Origin of the sequence: Cellulosimicrobium cellulans (assembly GCF_007679345.1) — a bacterium.
GTDB classification, from domain to species: Bacteria; Actinomycetota; Actinomycetes; order Actinomycetales; family Cellulomonadaceae; genus Cellulomonas; species Cellulomonas cellulans_A.
Genome location: NZ_VEGH01000005.1, coordinates 183604 through 201304, shown reverse-complemented (window position 1 = coordinate 201304; position 17701 = coordinate 183604). Strand labels below are relative to the sequence as shown.

Genomic DNA, 17701 nt, shown 5'->3' with positions numbered 1-17701 from the left:
CTCGCCCGGGTGGACGCCGGCACGGGATTCGCACCCGGGGACCCGCTGCCGCCGGGCGGCGGCGGGCGGGGCGACGGCGCGGCACCGGACGGGCCGCTGCGGCTCGAGGTCGGGCCCGGCCCGGCGCACGTCCCCGCGGGCCGGCCCCGCGTCGGGCTGACCGGGACCCGTGCCCTGCGGGTCACCGCCGAGGCCCCCGCGGGCCCGGCCCGCCGCGTGCTCCTCGACGGCCTGGACGTGCCGGTCGAGGCCGGCACCGAGCTGCGCTGGGCGGTCTGCCCGGTGCTCGACGCCGACCTCACGTACGCCTCGACCGCGCTCGCCGTCGAGGCGCTGCTGGACGACGGCACCTGGTCGGGCGCGCACCCGCTCGTCGACCAGCACGGCGCGCCCGCCTCGGCGCGCGGCCAGGGGGACGCCCGCATCCTGCTGCCGGACCACTGGAACCTCGTGCGCGTCGCGCTGGCGCCTCTCGCCGGCCGGCGGGTCCGGGCGATCGCGGTCGCGGTGGACGGCACCGGGGCGACCGCCCGGGGCGGCACGGTCGAGGCCTGGCTGGACCACGTCGCGGTCGGGCTGCGGGACGAGCCCGTTCGCCGGGGCCTCGTCGACGAGGTGGACACCCGGCGGGGCTCGCACTCCAGCGGCGCCTACTCCCGCGGCAACACGTTCCCGGCGACGTCCGTCCCGAACGGCTTCGTGTCGTGGACGCCGCTGACCGACGGCGGCACGGATCGCTGGCTGTACTCGTGGGCCGGGCACACCGGACCGGACAACCGGCCGCGGCTGCACGGCGTCGCCGTCTCGCACCAGCCGAGCCCGTGGATGGGCGACCGGAACCAGGTCGCGTTCCACCCGGTCGCGGGGGACCGGGCGCCCGACGGGTCGCTCGCCGCCCGCGCGGCGGCGTTCTCGCACGACGACGAGCTCGCCCGGCCGCACCACTACGGGGTCGCGCTCGACGGCGGGCTGCGGGTGGACGTCACGCCGACCGACCACGGCGGGGTGCTGCGGTTCGCGTTCCCGCCCGGCACCACCACGGGCCACGTGCTGGTCGACGCGGTCAGCACGGCCGGCGCCGGGCCGGACGGGCCGCTGGACATGACGGTCGCCGTGGACGGCACCCTCACCGGTTGGGTCGACACCGGCAGCGGGCTGTCGGTCGGCCGCAGCCGGATGTACCTGGCCGGGCGGTTCTCGGCCGCCCCACGCGCGGTGGCCGTGGCCGACGGGGACCGGCCGCAGGCCCGGGCGGTCACGTTCGACCTGGGCGACCTGGGCGACCTGGGCGACGCGGGCGCCGACCCCGTCGTCGAGCTGCGGGTCGCCACGTCGTTCATCGGCCTGGACCAGGCCTGGCACACGTACGCCCTGGAGCTGGCCGGCCGGGGGTTCGCGGAGGTCGAGGAGGCGGCCCGTGCGGCGTGGGAGTCCCGGCTCGCCGTCGTCGAGGTGGAGGGCGCGACCGAGGCGCAGCGCGCGACGCTGTACGGCGGCCTGTACCGGCTCAACCTCTACCCGTCGTCGCAGTGGGAGGACGCCGGGCGCCCCGGCGCGCCCGAGCCGTGGCACGCGTCCCCGGTCGCCCCGCCCGTCGGTCGGTCGACCGGCGCGCGCACCGGCGCCGCCGTCCTCCCGGGCCGCGTCTACGTCGACCACGGCTTCTGGGACACGTACCGCACGTGCTGGCCGGCGTACGCGCTGCTGTCCCCGGAGGTGGCCGCGGTCCTCGCCGACGGGTTCGTGCAGCAGCACCGCGAGGGCGGGTGGGTCGCCCGCTGGTCCTCGCCCGGGTACGCGGACCTCATGACCGGCACCTCCTCCGACGTCGCCCTCGCCGACCTGCACGCGCGCGGCGTCGACCTCCCCGACCCCCTCGGCGCCTACGACGCCGGGCTCCGGAACGCGACGGCGCTGCCGACCACCCCCGGCGCCGGGCGCAAGGGCCAGGCGCACGCGCTGCTGCACGGCTACGTGCCCGCCGACGTCGAGGAGAGCGTGTCCTGGCACCTCGAGGGCTGCGTGAACGACGCGGCGCTCGCGGGCATGGCCCGCCGGCTCGCCGACGACCCCCGCACCCCGCCCGTCCGGCGCCGCGCGCTCGCCGACGAGGCGGCGTACCTCGCGCAGCGCGGCGGCGGGTACGTGCACCTGTTCGACCCGGTGACCGGCTTCTTCCGCGCGCGCGACCGCACCGGGGCGTTCGCCGACCCGGCGGGGTTCGACCCGCGGGACTGGGGCGGCGACTACACCGAGTCCGACGCGTGGAACTTCGCGTTCCACGCCCCGCACGACCCGGCCGGCCTGGCCGCGCTGCACGGCGGACCGGCGGGCCTCGCGGCCGTGCTCGACCGGTTCTCCGCGACGCCCGAGCGCGCCGACCGGCCCGGCGGCTACGGGCAGACCATCCACGAGATGGTCGAGGCCCGGGACGTCCGCCTCGGGCAGCTCGGGCAGAGCAACCAGGTGTCGCACCACATCCCGTACGTGTGGCTGGCCGCGGGTCGGCTGGACCGCACGCAGGAGGTCGTGCGGGAGATCCTGGACCGGCTGTGGACGGGCAGCGAGATCGGCCAGGGCTACCACGGCGACGAGGACAACGGCGAGATGTCGGCCTGGTACGTGCTGTCCGCGCTCGGGCTCTACCCCCTGCAGGCGGGCACGGACCGGTGGGCCGTCGGCACGCCGCTGTTCCGCCGCGCCGTCGTGCACCACCCCTCCGGGGACCTCGTGCTGGAGGCGCCGGGCTGCGGCCGGGACACCCCGTACGTGCACGGCCTGACCGTCGGCGGCCGCGTCGTGACCGAGCCCTGGGTCGCCCACGCCGACCTGGTCGGCGGGACGACCGTGCGGTTCGCGACCGGGCCGGAGCCGTCGGGCTGGGGCGCGGGGTGGCTCCGCGCGGGCGGCGCGAAGGGCGGGGGCGCGGGGGTGCAGGTGCCGGTTCCGTGGCGCGACGCGACGTCCCCGGCCGGTGGTGCCACCTGGCGCGGCCCGGACGGCGACGTCGCCGGGCTGAGCGACGACGACCTGGCGACGGCGGTCGACCTGGCGGGGGTGCTCGGCGAGGGCGACGCGCTGACCTGGTCGCCCGACCCGGCACGGGCGACGCAGGCGGCGGACGCCCCGCTGGTGGCCTACACGCTCACGTCCGCCCGGAGCGGGGCGCCCGCGCCGGCGGCGTGGCGGCTGGAGGTGCGTGACCCCGAGGCCGGGCCGGACGCGGGGTGGCGCACGGTCGACGAGCGCGCCGCCGAGGCGTTCCCGTGGCCGGGGCAGCTCCGGCCGTTCGTCCTCGACACCCCGGTCCCCCTGGGCGAGGTCCGCCTGGTCGTCACCGGACCCCCGGGCCACCTGTCCCAGCTGGAGCTCCTGGTCGCACCCGGTCGCTGACCCCCCGGCACTCCATCCGCGCACCCTGCGCCGAGAGGGGAGCAGATGTCGGCTTCGGCGGTCGGGAAGCCACACCTCCTGCCCTCTCGGCGCACGGCGGCCAGCGGATCAGGGGGAGGTGCGGCGGGCGCGGAGCGCGAGGGCCGTGCCCGCCGCCGTCAGGGTCGCGGCCGCGCCGAGCCACGCGGCAGCCGGGACGCCCGTCCGCGCGAGCGGGCCCGCGGTGCCCGCGGCGCCCGGGCCGGCTGCGGGCGGCGCGCCGGAGGCCCCGGGGTCGGCGCCGGGCGCCGGCAGCCCGGGACCGTCACCGGGCGCGGGCTCCGGAGAGGGCACCGCGGCCACGGTGTACCCCGCCTCGGCCGCGCCCCCGGTCCCGGTCGCGGACACCGTGTACGCGCCCGGCGCCGCATCGGGCGGCACGTCGTAGGTCAGACCGAACGCCCCCTCGTCGTCCGCGGTGACCGTGCCGACCTCCGCGTCGGCCGGCACCCTTCCGGCGACGACCGCGGCGGTGGTGGCGACCGGCGCGGTCACCGCGGCGGCGGGAGCGGGCGGGGTCCCCGCCCCCGCCGCGACGGCCGCGGACACCCGTGCGCCCTCCGGGGCGGCCGCGGAAGCCGTGTCCGTCGCGGCCGGACCCGTGACCGCGACGGTCACCGCCTCGCCCGGCACGAAGCCGGTGCCGTGCACGGTCTGCGTGCCGCCCGCCGGGACCGTCGCGTACGCGACGGACAGCGCACCCCGCTCGACCTCGGCCGGCGCGCGGAGCAGGTCGCGCAGGTGCGAGAACCACGTCTCCCGCCCTCCGCCGTCGCGTCCGAGCGCGTTGAAGTACTCCCAGCCGAACACGCCGCCCAGGGTCGGGTGGGCGGTCCGCAGCTCGGTGAGCGTCGCGTCGAGCACGTCGGGCTCGACCCACCCGCTGCAGTTGTCCGGGTTGGTGACGGTGCCGGCCACGACCCGGTCCGCGGTGAAGCCGTTGGCGAGGATCGCCTCGAACGCGGCGGTCGTCCGCAGGTCGCCCCAGCCGCAGTAGAACTGGGTGTTGTACCAGTCGATCTGGTGCCCGACCGCAGCCTCGAGCTCCGCGTAGGAGAACCCGCCGGAGAAGCTCGTCCGCCCGGCGAGGTCGGCGGCGACGGGCGTCAGGGTGATCGTGAAACCGGGGCCGAAGTCGGCGCGCAGCGTCTCGACCAGGTGGATCGTGTCGGCGAGCAGGAACGGCTCCTCGATGTCGAGGTCCACCCCGTCGAGGTCGCGCGCGACCAGGAAGTCGCGGAGCAGCGGGTAGAACCGGTCGAAGTCGTCGGCGAGGTTCCGGTACGTGCCCGGGGCGGCGCCGCCGACGAACGCGTGCACGGCGACCCCGGCGTCCTGTATCGCAGCCAGGTCCGCCCACATGGGCGCGAGGTCGGGGTGGTCGGCGGTGATGTCGTTGACGTGCAGCGAGCCGTCGTCGTTGAGGTGGATCGCCCCCAGCTCGAGGTCCGTGACCGCCCCGACGAGCGGGGTCGGGTCCACGTACCGGCGACCGTCGGCGTCGGACTCGTAGATCGTCTGGTAGTACGCGACGACCCGCGGCTCCGCGGTGGTCGCGATGGCGTCCCCGGGCGCGGCGACCGCTGGTGCGGCCGGCAGCAGGGCGGCGGTCGCGGCGAGGGCGGCGGCAGCGGGGGCGCGGCGGAGCAGGGCTCGGATCGGGCGCACGGCGACTCCTTCGTCGGTGGGTCCTGGGCGCGGCGGATGGTGATGTCCTAAAGCGCTTTAGTCCGACCGTAGCGAGGCGCGGCGCCCGGCACAACAGCCGGATGCGTGCCGCTCAGCGCCGCGGCGGCGCCGTGCTCGCCCGAGGGACGAGCACCGGGCCCGGCGCGATGACGACCGGGTCGACGTCCTGCCCCGCGACGACCGCGAGGAGGGTGTCCGCGACGAGCATCCCGAGGGCGTGGGTGTCCCGGCTGAGCGCCGTCAGGGCGGGGTGCACCAGCCGCGCGAGCTCGGAGTCGTCGAACGACACCACCGACAGGTCGTCCGGCACCCGGACCCCGAGCGTCGAGGCGACCCCCAGCCCGGCGAGCGCCGCGACGTCCGAGTCGTAGACGATCGCCGTCGGGCGGTCCGGCCGGTCGAGCAGCAGCCGGGTCGCCGCCGCGCTCGCCGACTCGGAGTAGTCGGTGTCCTCGTGCGCCACCTCGAGGCCCAGGCGCCGGGAGGCGTCGTGCAGCGCGGCGACCCGGCGGGCCGAGTGCTCGTACGCGGGGATGCCGCCGACGTGCCCGAGCCGGCGGTGGCCGAGGCCGGCGAGGTGCTCGGCGATCTGCGCCATCGCGGCGTAGTCGTCGACCCACACCGCGGGCAGCGGGCCGGGCACCCCGGTGCCGCCCAGCACGACCGCCGGGAGCCCGAGCCCCCGGACCGCCGCCGGCCGCGGGTCGTCCCGCTCGAGGTCCACGACCACCAGCCCGTCGACCCGCTTCTCGGCCGCCCACCGGTGGTAGACCTCGAGCTCGGCGGCGACGTCCTCGACGACGAGCTGGTGCAGGGCGACGACGTGCGTCGACAGCCGGGCCTGGAGCCCGGAGGTGAGCTGCGCGAAGAACGGCTCGATGCCCAGCGTCCGCGCCGGCCGGGCCACGACCAGGCCGACCGTGTCGGACCGCATCCCGGTCAGCGCGCGGGCCGCGATGCTCGGGCGCCAGTTGAGCTCGGCGACGGCGGCCAGGATGCGCTGCCGGGTCTCGTCGCTGAGTCCGGGGCGGTCGTTCAGCGCGAACGACACCGCGGTGGGGGAGACGCCGGCGTGCTTGGCGATGTCGGCGATCGTCGTCCGCGCGGGCTGGGCGCCGGCGCGCCGCGTCCTGGCCATCGGTGGTCCTCCCGCGCGTGTGGGCTGTCTGGGGACTCTAGGGCTCGCCGCCGCCCTCCGGCGAGGCCGTCCACCGCCGGCGCTCCCCGTGCCGAGCGGGTACGCGACACGTCGAGCGAGTACCCGCGGGCTACTCGCTCGACGTGTCGGTTGCTCGCTCGGCGATCCGAGCGGGCGCGGGCGCGGGCCGGAGGGGGCCACGCCCGCGCGCCGCGCACCCGCAGCCGGAGACCGCCTGCCGGCTCAGCCGAGGGCGACCTCCACGCCGCCCGAGAACGGCGAGTCGTGCAGCTCGAGCCGGGTGAGCGTCGCGTCCGCGGGCACGTCGTACACCACGGTGCCGGTGACCGTGTTGCCGGGGTTGATCTGGTTCAGCAGGGTGTTGTTGCCGTCGAGGTAGACGCCGGCGGCGCTGTCGGCCGAGAACTGGCGGTCCTGGGCGTCGAAGGCCTTCTGGGAGCTGTCGGAGAAGTACTGGGCCTCGGTCCCGATGTTGGCGACCGTCAGGTGCACGAGCACGTACTGCCCCTGCGCGTCCTGCCCGATCAGGTCGCTGCCGACACGGGTGACCCCCGCCTCGACCGAGGTCACGGTGAACTCGAACGTGCCGTCGCGCACCGGGGTCCCGATGCCGGCCGGCGCCTCCGCGGCGGGGGCGGGTGCCTCCGCCGCGGGCTGCTCGACGGCCTCACCCGCGTCCGCGGCGGTGGAGCCGGCGGGCGTGGCGGTGGCCGGGGCGGGGTCGTCCGACCCGCCACCCGCGACCCCGACGGCCACGACGAGCACGACGAGGGCGCCGAGCGTCGTGAGCACCTTGTGCCGGGCGAACCAGGACCGCTTCGGCGCGGGGGCCGGCGGGCCCGGCACCGGCCCGCCACCGGGAAGCGGCGCGGTGGGGTAGGGCTGGGCGGGAGGCGGGGGGACCTGCGACATGACTGCTCCTCGGAGTGCGGGGCGGGCGTCGGAGGTGGCGCCCTGACGAGCCAGAACCCTGCCGAGCGGGGTGCCCTCGGGTCGTCGGCCGGGCGGTCAGAGCCGCTGTGCCCGATCGGGCAGGTCTCGGCGCCCGCGGACCGCCCGGTCGGCCGACGTGAGGGGCTTCGGCCGTCCGTACGCTGACGCCATGTCCTCTCCCTCCGCGCCGGGTCCGGCGACCCCGCCGCCGGGACGGCGCCCGGGGCCGCCCCCGTACGGCGCCACCCCGCCGCGGGCGCCGACCGGGGGGCACCGGGGTGGCCCGGTGCGCGGGCCAGCAGCTCCGGGTCACCGGACCATCCCGACGTACGGCCCGCCGCCCTACCCGGTGCCGCGTCCGGCCCCGGCCCACGGTGCGGCCGCCCCGCGCCCGAGGCGACCCTGGTGGTCGTCCGCGGGGACGGTCGGTGCCGTCACGCTCGCCGCGTTCTCGGCCACGGCGGCGATGGCGTTCGCCTCGAACGCGCGCGGCACGGGTGAGGTGACCGGGCTGGACGCCCTGACCCTGCTCGTCGGTCTCGCCGGTGCCGGGTTCCTCGTCGCGCGCCGGCGCTGGGCGGTCCCGATCGTGCTGGCGAGCGCCGGCGCGACGCTGGTGCTCCCTCTCGACTCGGTCACCGCGCTGATCGCGCTCCCGTGGGTGTTCGTGGCGGCGTCCCGCCGGGTGGCCTGGGCGTGCACCGCGGCGGTCGCGGGTGCGACGGCGGTCGCGCTGTGGCGAGACGCCTCCCGACCGCCGGAGCACGTCATCCTGTCGGCCACCGATCAGGCGACCGGCGAGGTGCTCGTGGCGTCCCCGCTCGCCCTGGTGGTGCTCGGTCTGGTGTGCGTCGGGGCCGCGGTGGCCGCCGGGATGCTGCGGTCCTCACGGGCGCAGACCGCGCGCGCCGTCGCCGACACCGAGGCGCAGGCGGCGCGCGCGGACACGCTGCACGACCGGATGACGCGGCAGGAGGAGCGGGAGCTGATCGCCCGGGAGGTGCACGACACGGTCGCCCACCACATCTCGCTGATCTCGCTGCAGGCCTCGGCGCTCGAGGTGCAGCGAGGCGCGGACGAGGGCCAGGTGCGCGCCGCGGCCCAGCAGGTCCGGTCCTCGGCGCAGCAGGCGATCGCCGAGATGCGCGGCCTGATCTCGACCCTGCGCGCCGGCGACGACGCCCTCGCGCCCGGCGCGGCGGGCGCCACCCTGGACGACCTCGCCGGGCTGCTCGACGCCGCCCGCCGCCAGGGTCGCTGGGTCACCAGCACCGTGTTCGTCAACGACGGCCGGGACGCGTCGCCCGCGCTGACGCGTGCGACGTTCCGGATCGTCCAGGAGGCGCTGACCAACGCGCTGAAGCACGCCCCGGGGAGGCCGGTCGAGGTCGCGGTCCGGGCGTCCGCCACGTCCGGCGTGGACGTCCGGGTGGTGAACCCGCTGGTGCCGGGCGTGCGGCCGGCCGCCGACGGCACCGGCTCCGGGCTCCTGGGCATGCGCGAGCGCGCTGCGCTGGTCGGGGGGTCCGTCCAGGTGCGGGTCGACCAGGGCTGGCACGTGCTCGAGGCGCACCTGCCGTGGTCGTCGGGTGGCGGCCCCGCCCCCGCCGGGGGTGACGAAGGCCTACCCTCGTCGATGTGATCCGTGTCCTCGTCGTCGATGACGACGCCCTGGTGCGCACCCTGCTCACCAGCATCCTCAGCGCGCAGGACATCGCCGTCGTGGGCTACGCGACCGACGGCGACGAGGTGGTCCCGGCGGTGCAGGCGCACCGACCGGACGTCGTGCTGATGGACCTGCACATGCCCCGGGTGCCGGGTCTCGACGCGATCGTCGCGCTCGGCGCGCTCCCGGAGCCGCCCGGCGTCATCGCCCTGACGTCGTTCGGCACGGACGAGACCGTCCTGGCGGCGGTCCGCGCGGGGGCCGCGGGCTTCCTCGCGAAGGACTCCGACCCCGGCGCGATCGCCGATGCCGTCCGCCGGGTCGCGGCCGGGGACGGGGCGCTGGACCACGCGGCGGCCGGCAGCCTGACCCGGCACGTCGCGGGCGACCCCGACCGCGGCCGGCGCGACGAAGCCCGCCGGCAGCTCGCCGTGCTCACGGAGGCCGAGCTCGAGGTCGCCGCCTACGTGCCCGAGGGGCTGTCGAACGACGCCATCGGCGAGCTGACGTTCCGGTCGGGTTCCACGGTCAAGGCGCACCTCAGCCGGGCGATGGCGAAGCTCGGGGTGGCGACGCGGTCGCAGCTCGCGGTGATCGTCGACCGCGCAGGGCTGGACCCGGGCGGCGCGGCCTCCTGAGGGCGGCCGGCGGTGGCCCTCCCGCGCGTGTGCGCCCTGGCCCGTCCCGCCGCCCCGCGCGCCGAGGGGGTATCCGACACGTCGAGCGAGTAGCCGCTGGGTACTCGCTCGACGTGTCGGTTGCCCTCGCGGCGGTCTGCCGTGGGGGAGGGAGGAGGGCCGGGCGGGCCGGTCACGCCCGCGCGGGGCGGAGGCGCGAGCCGAGCCCGAGCGCGGCGGCGCCGGCGAGCAGCAGGGCCGCAGCGGCTGCGAGCGGCCCGGTGACGCCCGCGCCCGTCCGGGCGAGCTGCGCCGCCCCGGCCGGCGCGTCCGCGGGGTCGCCCGCGCCGGAGGCGGCGGGCACGCCGGCGCCAGGCGCCGCCACCGCGCCCGGCGCCACCGCGCCCGGCCCGCCCGCACCGGCCCCGCCCCCGCCCGCCGCCACCGCGAACGGTGCCGACAGCGCCGCCGACGCGCCCGCGTTGCCCGCGAGGTCGGTCACCCCGGGCAGGTCGAGCCGGATGGTCGTCGTCCCCACCGCCGCGCCCGCGTCCGGCGTGTAGGTCGCCGTCCAGGTGCTGCCGCCGTCGGCGGTCGCCAGGTCGGACAGGACGCCCGCGTCGGCGACCAGGTCCGTGAGCGCGAGGCCGGTCACCGGCTCGGAGAACGTGATCGTCAGCGTCGTCGGGCCGGTGACCCGGTCGGTCGCGAGCGCGAGGGTCGCCGTGGGCGCCACGGTGTCGACGGTGTACGCGGTCGAGGAGACCGTGCCGGTCCCGGCGTTGTCGTCCGTGCTGCGGAGCGCGGCGAGGTCGAGGGTGACCGCGACGGGCCCGGACTCGGTGCCGGCCGCGCCGGTGAGCGTGCCGGTCCAGGTGGTGCCGCCGTCGGCGGAGCCCAGCGAGCCGAGCGTGGCGCCGGGGGCGCTCAGGGCCGCCGCGACGCCCGCGGCCACCGGCTCGGAGAACGTGACGGTGAGGCGGGCGGTCGTCGTGGTGGTGAGGCGCGGGGCGGACACGTCGACGGTCGCGGTGAGCGGCACGGTGCGCACGTCGAGGACCGGGCCGACCACGGTCCCGGAGCCGACGTTGCCGGCCAGGTCGGTCACGGCCGACACGTCCAGCGTGAGGGCGGCGGTGCCCCGCACGCCCGGGGCGGGGGTGAAGGTCGAGGTCCAGGTGCTGCCGCCGTCGCCGCTGGTCGCCGGGGTGAGCGTGCCGCCGGTCGCGGCGAGCCCGATGCCGGCCGGCGCGGACACCGGCTCCGAGAACGTGACGAAGACGGTGGCGGTCTCGCCGGCCCGGACCGTCGCGGGGCTGGCCGCGATGCTCGCCGTCGGCCGCTGGGTGTCCACGGAGTACGGCGGGGAGCTGCTGGTGCCGGCGCCGGTGTTGCCGGCCAGGTCCGCGACGCCGCCGTTGACGACGGTCAGGACCTGGCCGGTCGCGGTCACGCCGGCCGCGGGCGTGAGCGTCGCGGTCCAGGTGATGCCGCCGTCGCTGCTCGACAGGCCGCTGACCGTGCCGCTCTGCGCGACGAGGTCGGCGGCGGTGAACGCGGTGACCGCCTCGTCGAACGCGATGGTCACGGTCGCGGTGTCACCGACGCGCAGGCTCGTCCTGCCGAGCGTGACGACCCCGACGGGCCGCACCGTGTCGACCCAGTACGCGTTCGACCTGCTCGTCCCGGTCCCGGGGACGCCGAGGCCGTCGACGACGCCGTGGTTGGCCACCACGACCGCGCCGTTCCGCACCTCGACGTCGGGCGCGGGGGTGAGCAGCGCGGTGAAGGTGATGTTGTCCGACGTCGCCAGGTCGGTGATCGTGCCGCCGTCGGCCACGATGTCGCCCGTGTCGAACCCGGTGACCGGCTCGGAGAAGGTGATCGTGACCACGGACGTCCGGCCGATGGCCAGCATCGGCTCGGCGACGACGACCGTCGCGCTCGGCGGTGCGGCGGCGGCGGGGGCGGCGACGGCCAGGACGGGTGCGGCCGCCAGGGCGAGCGCGAGGATCGGGGCGGCGAGGGTGCGGCGCATGCGTGGCGGGTCCCGTCGGGGGGTCGTCGCAGGCCACGGGGGGACCCGGTCGGGTCGCGGTGGCGTGCGGGCTCGCCGTCACCGTACGGCAGCGTGCGCCGTCCTCAGCAGGGCGTTCCCCCTATCGGACGCAACCGGCGACCGCCAGGGACCTCGGTCTCAGGCTCGCCCCGCGTACCGCTGCAGGAACAGCGCCTCCGCCGTCGCCAGCCGCTCGATCTCGCGCGGGTCGACGCTCTCGTTCGGCGCGTGGATCAGCGCCTGCGGCTCCTCGACCCCGAGCAGCAGGATCTCCGCGTCCGGGTACGTCGACGCGAACACCGTGCACAGCGGGATCGACCCGCCCTGCCCGAGCAGCACCATGTCCCGCCCGAACGCCTCGCGCATCGCCGACCGCATGGCGTCGTAGGCCGGCCCGTCGGTGGCGGCCCGGAACGGCGACCCGGTCGCCTCGACGTCCACCGACACCGCGACCCCCCACGGCGCCGCCTCGGTGACGTGCGCCGTGAGCGCCGCCAGCGCGTCGGTGGGGGCGGTGCCCGGCGGGATGCGCAGGTTCAGCCGGGCGGCGGCCCGCGGCACGATCGCGGCCGTGGACCCGACGACGGGCGGGCAGTCGATGCCGAGCACGGTCAGCGCCGGCCGGGCCCAGAGCATGTCGGACACGGTCCCGGACCCGAGCAGCGCCTCCCCGGGGCGCACCTGCGCGTCGGCGCGGAACGTGTCCGGGTCGTACGGCGCGCCGTCCCAGGTCTGGGTGTGGTCGAGCCCGCGCACCGTCGTGTCGCCGTCGGCGGACCGCAGCGACGCCAGCACCGTGACGAGCGCGGCGAGCGCGTCCGGGGCCGGGCCGCCGAACATCCCGGAGTGCAGCTCGGTGTGCAGGGCGTCGACCCGCACCACCACGTTCACCATGCCGCGCAGGCTGACGGTCACCGCGGGCACCCCGACGGCGGCGTTCCCGGTGTCGCAGACCAGCACCGCGTCGGCCCGCAGCAGGTCGGCGTTCCGGGGCACGAAGTCCTCGAGCCCGCCGGTGCCCTGCTCCTCGGACCCCTCGACGACGAGCCGCAGATTGACCGGCACGTCGTCGCCGAGTGCCCGCAGCGCCGCCAGGTGCATGAGGATGTTGCCCTTGCAGTCGGCGGCGCCGCGGCCGTACCAGCGCCCGTCGACCTCGGTCAGGGTGAACGGCGGCGTCCGCCAGGCCGCGTCGTCCAGCGGCGGCTGCACGTCGTAGTGGGCATACAGCAGCACGGTGGGCGCGCCGGGGTCCGCGGCGGGTCGCGAGCCGACGACCGCGTCGCTGCCGTCGGCGGTGCGGTGCAGCGCGACGTCGGCGAACCCGACCTCCCGGAACGCGTCGGCCACCCACGCCGCCGCCTGCGCGCACGCCTCGGGCGGGAACTGCCGGGGGTCGGCGACCGACGGGATCGCCACCAGCTCGGCCAGCTCCGTCCGGACGCGCGGCATCTGCTCCGCCACCCGCTCGCTCAGGTCCACGACGTGCTCCTCCCGTGCTCCGCGCGCGACGCCGGGACCGGCCCCGCGCTCACCCCACGACCCGCAGCTCGCGCGAGGTGGTGTTCAGCCGCCGCACCCCGTCCGCGGTGACGGTCACGATGTCCTCGATCCGCACCCCGAACCGCCCCGGCAGGTACACCCCGGGCTCGACCGAGAAGCACATCCCCGGCACCAGCGGCAGCTCCTCGCCCTCGACGACGTACGGCGGCTCGTGCGTGGTCACGCCGATGCCGTGCCCGGTGCGGTGGATGAACCGCTCCCCGTACCCGGCGTCCGCGATCACGGCCCGCGCGGCCCGGTCGACGTCCTGGCAGGCGACGCCCGGCCGCACCGCGTCGACCCCGGCCTGCTGCGCGCGCCGCACCACCTCGTGCACCTCGCGCACCTCGGCGCCCGGCTCGCCGACGCTCACCGTCCGGCTGGTGTCCGAGCCGTACCCCGCCAGCAGCCCGCCGAAGTCGAGCACCACGCAGTCGCCGTCCTCGATGACCCGTTCGCCGGCCTCGTGGTGCGGGTTCGCCCCGTTGGGTCCCGAGCCGACCACGGTGAAGTCGACCTGCTCGTGGCCGTGCTCGCGGAGCAGGTCGGCGAGGTCGGCGGCGACGTCGGTCTCCCGGCGGCCGGCGAACGGCACGTGCAGGACCTGCTCGTACGTCGCGTCGGCGGCGGCCCCGGCCGCGGCGAGGCGCGCGAGCTCGTCGGGGTCCTTCACGGCGCGCAGCATCGGCAGCCGGTCGGTGACGGCGTGGAACCCGGTGCCGGGCAGCGCCGCCTGGAGCCCGAGCAGGTGCAGGGCCCACGCGCTGTCGGACACGGCGTACCGGGCGCCGTCGCGGAGCACGGCGCCCGCCGCGGCGTACGGGTCGGCGCCGTCCACCCAGTCGACGACCGCCGTCGCCGCCGTCCCCGCCGCGCCCTCGGCGTCGGGGCGCTCGAGCCGCGGCACGACCAGCGTGGGCTCGCGGTCGGCGGTGAGCGCCAGCAGGGTCAGCCGCTCCGTGATCGCCGTCGGCTGGTACCCGGTGAGCCACACGAGGTCGGGGCCGGGGGTGACGAGCACCCCGTCGAGCCCGGCGGCACCGGCGTCCGCGACGACCCACGCCATGCGGGCGGCGTAGTCGTCGCGGGTGAACGGGGCGATGGCGGTGGCGGTCACGAGGGCTCTCCCGGGGTGGTGGGTGCGGGGCGGTCCGCGGGGCCGGCCGCCGTCCGCGACACCGCCCCCGCGGCGGAGGTCGGGATGGTGATCAGGTGCGCCGCGGCGGCCGCGGCCGAGTCCTGCACCGTGCCCTGCGCCGCGCGGTGCCGCCGGATCGCGACCACCGCGAGCAGGATGCCGAGGGCGCTCAGCACGGCCATCACCCAGGCCGCCGCGGCCAGCCCGGAGGACAGCGCGTCGGACGGCGAGGCGCCTGCCGCGGCCCGGTCCGCGCCCACCGACGCGTACACGGTGGCCGCGATGGCGGTCGCGACCGCCGCACCGACGTACCGGGCCATGTTCGAGACGCCGGAGGCCGCGCCGACCTGCTCCTCGGGCACGACCGCGGTCGCGGCGGAGGACGACGGCCCGTTCGACAGGCCCATCCCGACCGCGATCGCGATCAGCGGCAGCAGGAACGCCCCGTACCCCCAACCGGCCTGCACGAACCCGACGACCACGAACCCGGCCGTGGTCAGCAGGAAGCCGACGCCGATGACCTGCCGGCCGCCGACCCGCTTGGTCATCCGCGGCACCAGCGGCGCCACGACCACGAGGCCGACGGTCGCCGGCAGCGTCGCGAGCCCGGCCTGCAGGGACGAGAACCCCAGCGCGGCGGGGTCCTGGAAGTAGAGGCTCAGCAGGTACATCAGGCCGTTGATCGTGCCCGCGCCGATGAGGATGGCGAGCGTCGCCCCGACCAGGATCCGGTTGCGCAACAGCGCCAGGTCCAGCAGCGGCACCGCGACCCGCTTCTCCACGACCACGAACAGCCAGCCGGCGACGACGCTGACCACCAGGCAGCCGATCGTCGCGGCCGACAGCCAGCCCCAGTCGCCGCTCTTGCTCACGCCGAGGATCAGGGCGGCCAGGGTCAGCGCGACCAGGACCGTGCCGAGGTAGTCGATGGTGCGCGACCGGTTCGGGTCCTTCGACTCGGCGACGGTGAGGTAGGTGAGGACCATGCAGACGACGCCGACCCCCGCGTCGATCCAGAACAGCCCCTGCCAGCCCGTCAGGTCCACCAGCACGCCGCCGAGCAGCGGCCCCGCCGCCGCGCCGACCGCCGCGGCCGCCCCCCACAGCGACACCGACCGGAGCTGGTCCTCGCCGTCGCTGGCGACGGACAGCAGGCTCAGCCCGCACGCCAGGATCGTCGACCCGGCGGCGCCCTGGATCAGCCGGCCGACGATGACCCCGGCCCCGTCCTGGGACAGCGCGATGAGCACGCAGGACAGCACGAACAGCAGCAGGCCGAGCTGGAACACCCGCTTGCGTCCGAACACGTCGCCCAGCGACCCGGCCGTGATGATGACCGCGGCACCGACCAGGGAGTAGCCGGTGACCGCCCACTGCAGCGTGTCCACCGACGTCCCGGTGTCGGCGCTGATCGCCGGGAGCAGGATGCTCACCGCCGAGGTGTTCGCGTTGACGACGAGGGTGGACAGGCAGGTGGCCGCCAGGACGCTGCCCGCGCCCCGTGCGGTGGTGCGCGCGTCGGTCATCGTCGACCCCCCTCATCCGGCTGCCCGCTGCGGCCCGATCGCCCGGTGGCTCGACCGTAGGCCGCGGAGCCGTCGGAACCGTTCACCCGGTGGGGGTGAGCATCCCCGCAGGGTCGGCTCCGTCAGGGCAGGTCGTCGCCTCGCCACGGGTACGACGGCTGCGCCCCGAGCCGTGTCACCGACGCCGCGGCCACCCGGGTGGCGAGCACCGCGGCCTGCTCGACCGCGAGCCCGTCGGCGATCCCCGCAGCGAGGGCGCCGACGAACGCGTCGCCCGCACCGGTCGTGTCGAGCGCGTCGACCGTCCGGGCGGGCAGCGACCAGGTCGCCCCGTTCTCGGCGCCGACGACCCCGCCCGCCCCGAGCGTGACGACGACCGACCGCACACCTCGGGCGGCGAGCTCGCGTGCGGCGTCCCCGGGGTCCGCGAACCGCCGCCCGAGCAGGGTGGCGGCCTCGTGCTCGTTCACCACCAGAGGGTCGGCGGCCAGCACCGTCTCCAGGGGCAGCTCCGCCGCGGGTGCGACGTTGAGCACCAGCCGGGTGCCGCCCGCGGCCGCGAGCCGCGCCACGTGCGCGACCGTGGCCAGCGGGATCTCGGCCTGCACCACGCAGACCCGGGCGTCCGTCACCACGTCGGCGGCCTCGTCCACCGCGCGCTCGCCGACCGCGGCGTTGGCCCCGGGCACCACGACGATCGTGTTCTCGCCGCCGTCGGACAGCGTCACCACGGCGAGGCCGGTCGGGGCGTCCACGGTGCGCACGTGCGTGAGGTCGACTCCCGCGTCCCGAAGGCCGGAGAGGGCGGTCGTCGCGTTCGCGTCCTCGCCCACGGCGCCCACCATGGCGACGTCCGCCCCGAGGCGCGCGGCGGCGACGGCCTGGTTCGCCCCCTTGCCGCCGGGCAGCACCACGGAGGTGCGGCCCAGCAGCGTCTCCCCGGGCAGCGGGTGCCGCTCGACCTGCACGACCAGATCGGCGTTGATCGACCCCACGACGACGACGTCACGCGCCACGTCCGTCTCCTTCGGCACGGTGCGGGCGCAGGTGCCCGCGCTGCCATCCTGCCCGCCTCACCCCGGGCGTGCGGCGTCAGCCCGCCGGCGTGGCCCCCGCGTCGTCGCCCCCGGCCCCGGCGGTCATCCGCGCCGCCCGGACCGCGCGCCGCCGGTCGACCACGACGACCGCGCCGAGCACCGCCACCGCGAGCGCGAACCCGGCGGTGACGTCCGTGAGGAAGTGGTACCCGAGGTACAGCCGGCTGCCGGCCACCAGCGCGATGCCCGCCAGGGTCGCCAGCGCCCACAGCACGAGGGAGCGCACGTGCGGGCTGCGGATCCACACCAGGTACCCCGCGGTGAGCAGGAAGGTCGCCGTCCCGACCGTGTGCCCCGACGGGAAGGAGTAGGTCGTCTCCGACCCGGGCACCACCATCGTGTCCAGCGGCGGTCGCGGGCGGCCGACGACCGCCTTGACCGTGACGGACACCAGCGTCGACAGCACCATCGCCCCGGCCAGCAGGGCGGGCTGCCACCAGGACCGCGTCACCAGGCCCCACACCAGGCACGCCGCGACCACCACCACCGGCAGCACGCTCGGCCCCGTCACCGCGGACACCGCCTCGAGGAACGCGGTCAGCCCCGGCCCGCGGGCGGCGACCAGCCAGTCGAGCACCGGGGTGTCGGCCTCGGCCAGGTCGTCGCCCTCCCGGACGGAGTCCAGCATGACGAGCAGCACCGTGATGCCCGCGACGACCAGCAGGACGCCGATGAGGATCGCCGCGCCGGAGTTCGGGTCGCGGACCTCGGACCGCCGGGCCCAGACGGCGCGCGCGGACCGGCCCGTCGTGCGGGCGGCGCGTCGGTACCAGGGCTCGGTCGGCATCGGGTGATCGTCGCAGGGGAGGCGGGTGGCCGCCCGCCGAGCCGGGCCCCCGGGGC

At 77.2% G+C, this 17701-nt stretch carries 12 protein-coding genes; 3 read left to right on the top strand and 9 right to left on the bottom strand.

Annotated features, from left to right (window positions below):
• Positions 1-9: 9 nt before the first annotated feature.
• On the top strand, positions 10-3393 hold the full coding sequence (locus FS882_RS08765) for a GH92 family glycosyl hydrolase (RefSeq protein WP_262348165.1): 3384 nt from the start codon (positions 10-12) through the stop codon (positions 3391-3393).
• A 108-nt stretch (positions 3394-3501) separates the two neighbouring features.
• Here the strand turns inward: FS882_RS08765 and FS882_RS08760 are convergent, their stop codons facing one another.
• The 3 genes from FS882_RS08760 to FS882_RS08750 form a co-directional block, all read right to left on the bottom strand.
• A complete protein-coding gene (locus FS882_RS08760; protein ID WP_158372683.1) occupies positions 3502-5100 on the bottom strand; it encodes a glycosyl hydrolase family 18 protein in 1599 nt (532 codons plus the stop codon).
• 112 nt (positions 5101-5212) lie between these two features.
• Positions 5213-6259, bottom strand: coding sequence for a LacI family DNA-binding transcriptional regulator (locus tag FS882_RS08755; RefSeq protein ID WP_158372682.1), 1047 nt, complete (start codon positions 6257-6259; stop codon positions 5213-5215).
• A 243-nt stretch (positions 6260-6502) separates the two neighbouring features.
• Positions 6503-7192, bottom strand: a complete 690-nt coding sequence (locus FS882_RS08750; protein ID WP_158372681.1) for a DUF4352 domain-containing protein — start codon at positions 7190-7192, stop codon at positions 6503-6505.
• A gap of 307 nt (positions 7193-7499) precedes the next feature.
• Between FS882_RS08750 and FS882_RS08745 the strand changes: the two genes are divergently transcribed.
• Together FS882_RS08745 and FS882_RS08740 are read left to right on the top strand one after the other, a co-directional pair.
• Entirely contained in the window at positions 7500-8855 is a 1356-nt protein-coding gene (locus tag FS882_RS08745; protein ID WP_187365228.1) for a sensor histidine kinase, read from the top strand.
• Entirely contained in the window at positions 8852-9517 is a 666-nt protein-coding gene (locus FS882_RS08740) for a response regulator transcription factor (RefSeq protein ID WP_158372679.1), read from the top strand. The genes FS882_RS08745 and FS882_RS08740 overlap by 4 nt, the downstream gene beginning before the upstream one ends.
• Positions 9518-9689: 172 nt before the next feature.
• Here FS882_RS08740 and FS882_RS20950 read toward each other — a convergent pair whose 3' ends face one another.
• The 6 genes from FS882_RS20950 to FS882_RS08710 form a co-directional block, all read right to left on the bottom strand.
• The gene (locus tag FS882_RS20950) at positions 9690-11534 is read right to left on the bottom strand and encodes an Ig-like domain-containing protein (RefSeq protein ID WP_187365227.1); all 1845 of its coding nucleotides are present in this window, start codon (positions 11532-11534) and stop codon (positions 9690-9692) included.
• 159 nt (positions 11535-11693) lie between these two features.
• A complete protein-coding gene (locus FS882_RS08730; RefSeq protein ID WP_158372678.1) occupies positions 11694-13037 on the bottom strand; it encodes a dipeptidase in 1344 nt (447 codons plus the stop codon).
• 49 nt (positions 13038-13086) lie between these two features.
• Positions 13087-14199 carry an aminopeptidase P family protein gene (locus FS882_RS08725; RefSeq protein WP_410053268.1) on the bottom strand — a complete coding sequence of 371 codons (1113 nt, stop codon included), beginning with the start codon at positions 14197-14199 and terminating at the stop codon, positions 13087-13089.
• A gap of 11 nt (positions 14200-14210) precedes the next feature.
• Positions 14211-15761, bottom strand: a complete 1551-nt coding sequence (locus tag FS882_RS08720) for an MFS transporter (protein ID WP_158372676.1) — start codon at positions 15759-15761, stop codon at positions 14211-14213.
• A 122-nt stretch (positions 15762-15883) separates the two neighbouring features.
• Positions 15884-16777 carry a ribokinase gene (locus tag FS882_RS08715; protein WP_158372675.1) on the bottom strand — a complete coding sequence of 298 codons (894 nt, stop codon included), beginning with the start codon at positions 16775-16777 and terminating at the stop codon, positions 15884-15886.
• Between the two features lie 76 nt (positions 16778-16853).
• The gene (locus FS882_RS08710; RefSeq protein WP_158372674.1) at positions 16854-17645 is read right to left on the bottom strand and encodes a phosphatase PAP2 family protein; all 792 of its coding nucleotides are present in this window, start codon (positions 17643-17645) and stop codon (positions 16854-16856) included.
• Between the last annotated feature and the right edge of the window lie 56 nt (positions 17646-17701).

Excerpts from the sequence above, each read along its gene's own strand:
- FS882_RS08755 (WP_158372682.1), bottom strand. The coding sequence starts at position 6,259 with ATGGCCAGGACGCGGCGCGCCGGCGCCCAGCCCGCGCGGACGACGATC.
- FS882_RS08750 (WP_158372681.1), bottom strand. The coding sequence starts at position 7,192 with ATGTCGCAGGTCCCCCCGCCTCCCGCCCAGCCCTACCCCACCGCGCCG.
- FS882_RS20950 (WP_187365227.1), bottom strand. The coding sequence starts at position 11,534 with ATGCGCCGCACCCTCGCCGCCCCGATCCTCGCGCTCGCCCTGGCGGCC.
- FS882_RS08720 (WP_158372676.1), bottom strand. The coding sequence starts at position 15,761 with ATGACCGACGCGCGCACCACCGCACGGGGCGCGGGCAGCGTCCTGGCG.
- FS882_RS08710 (WP_158372674.1), bottom strand. The coding sequence starts at position 17,645 with ATGCCGACCGAGCCCTGGTACCGACGCGCCGCCCGCACGACGGGCCGG.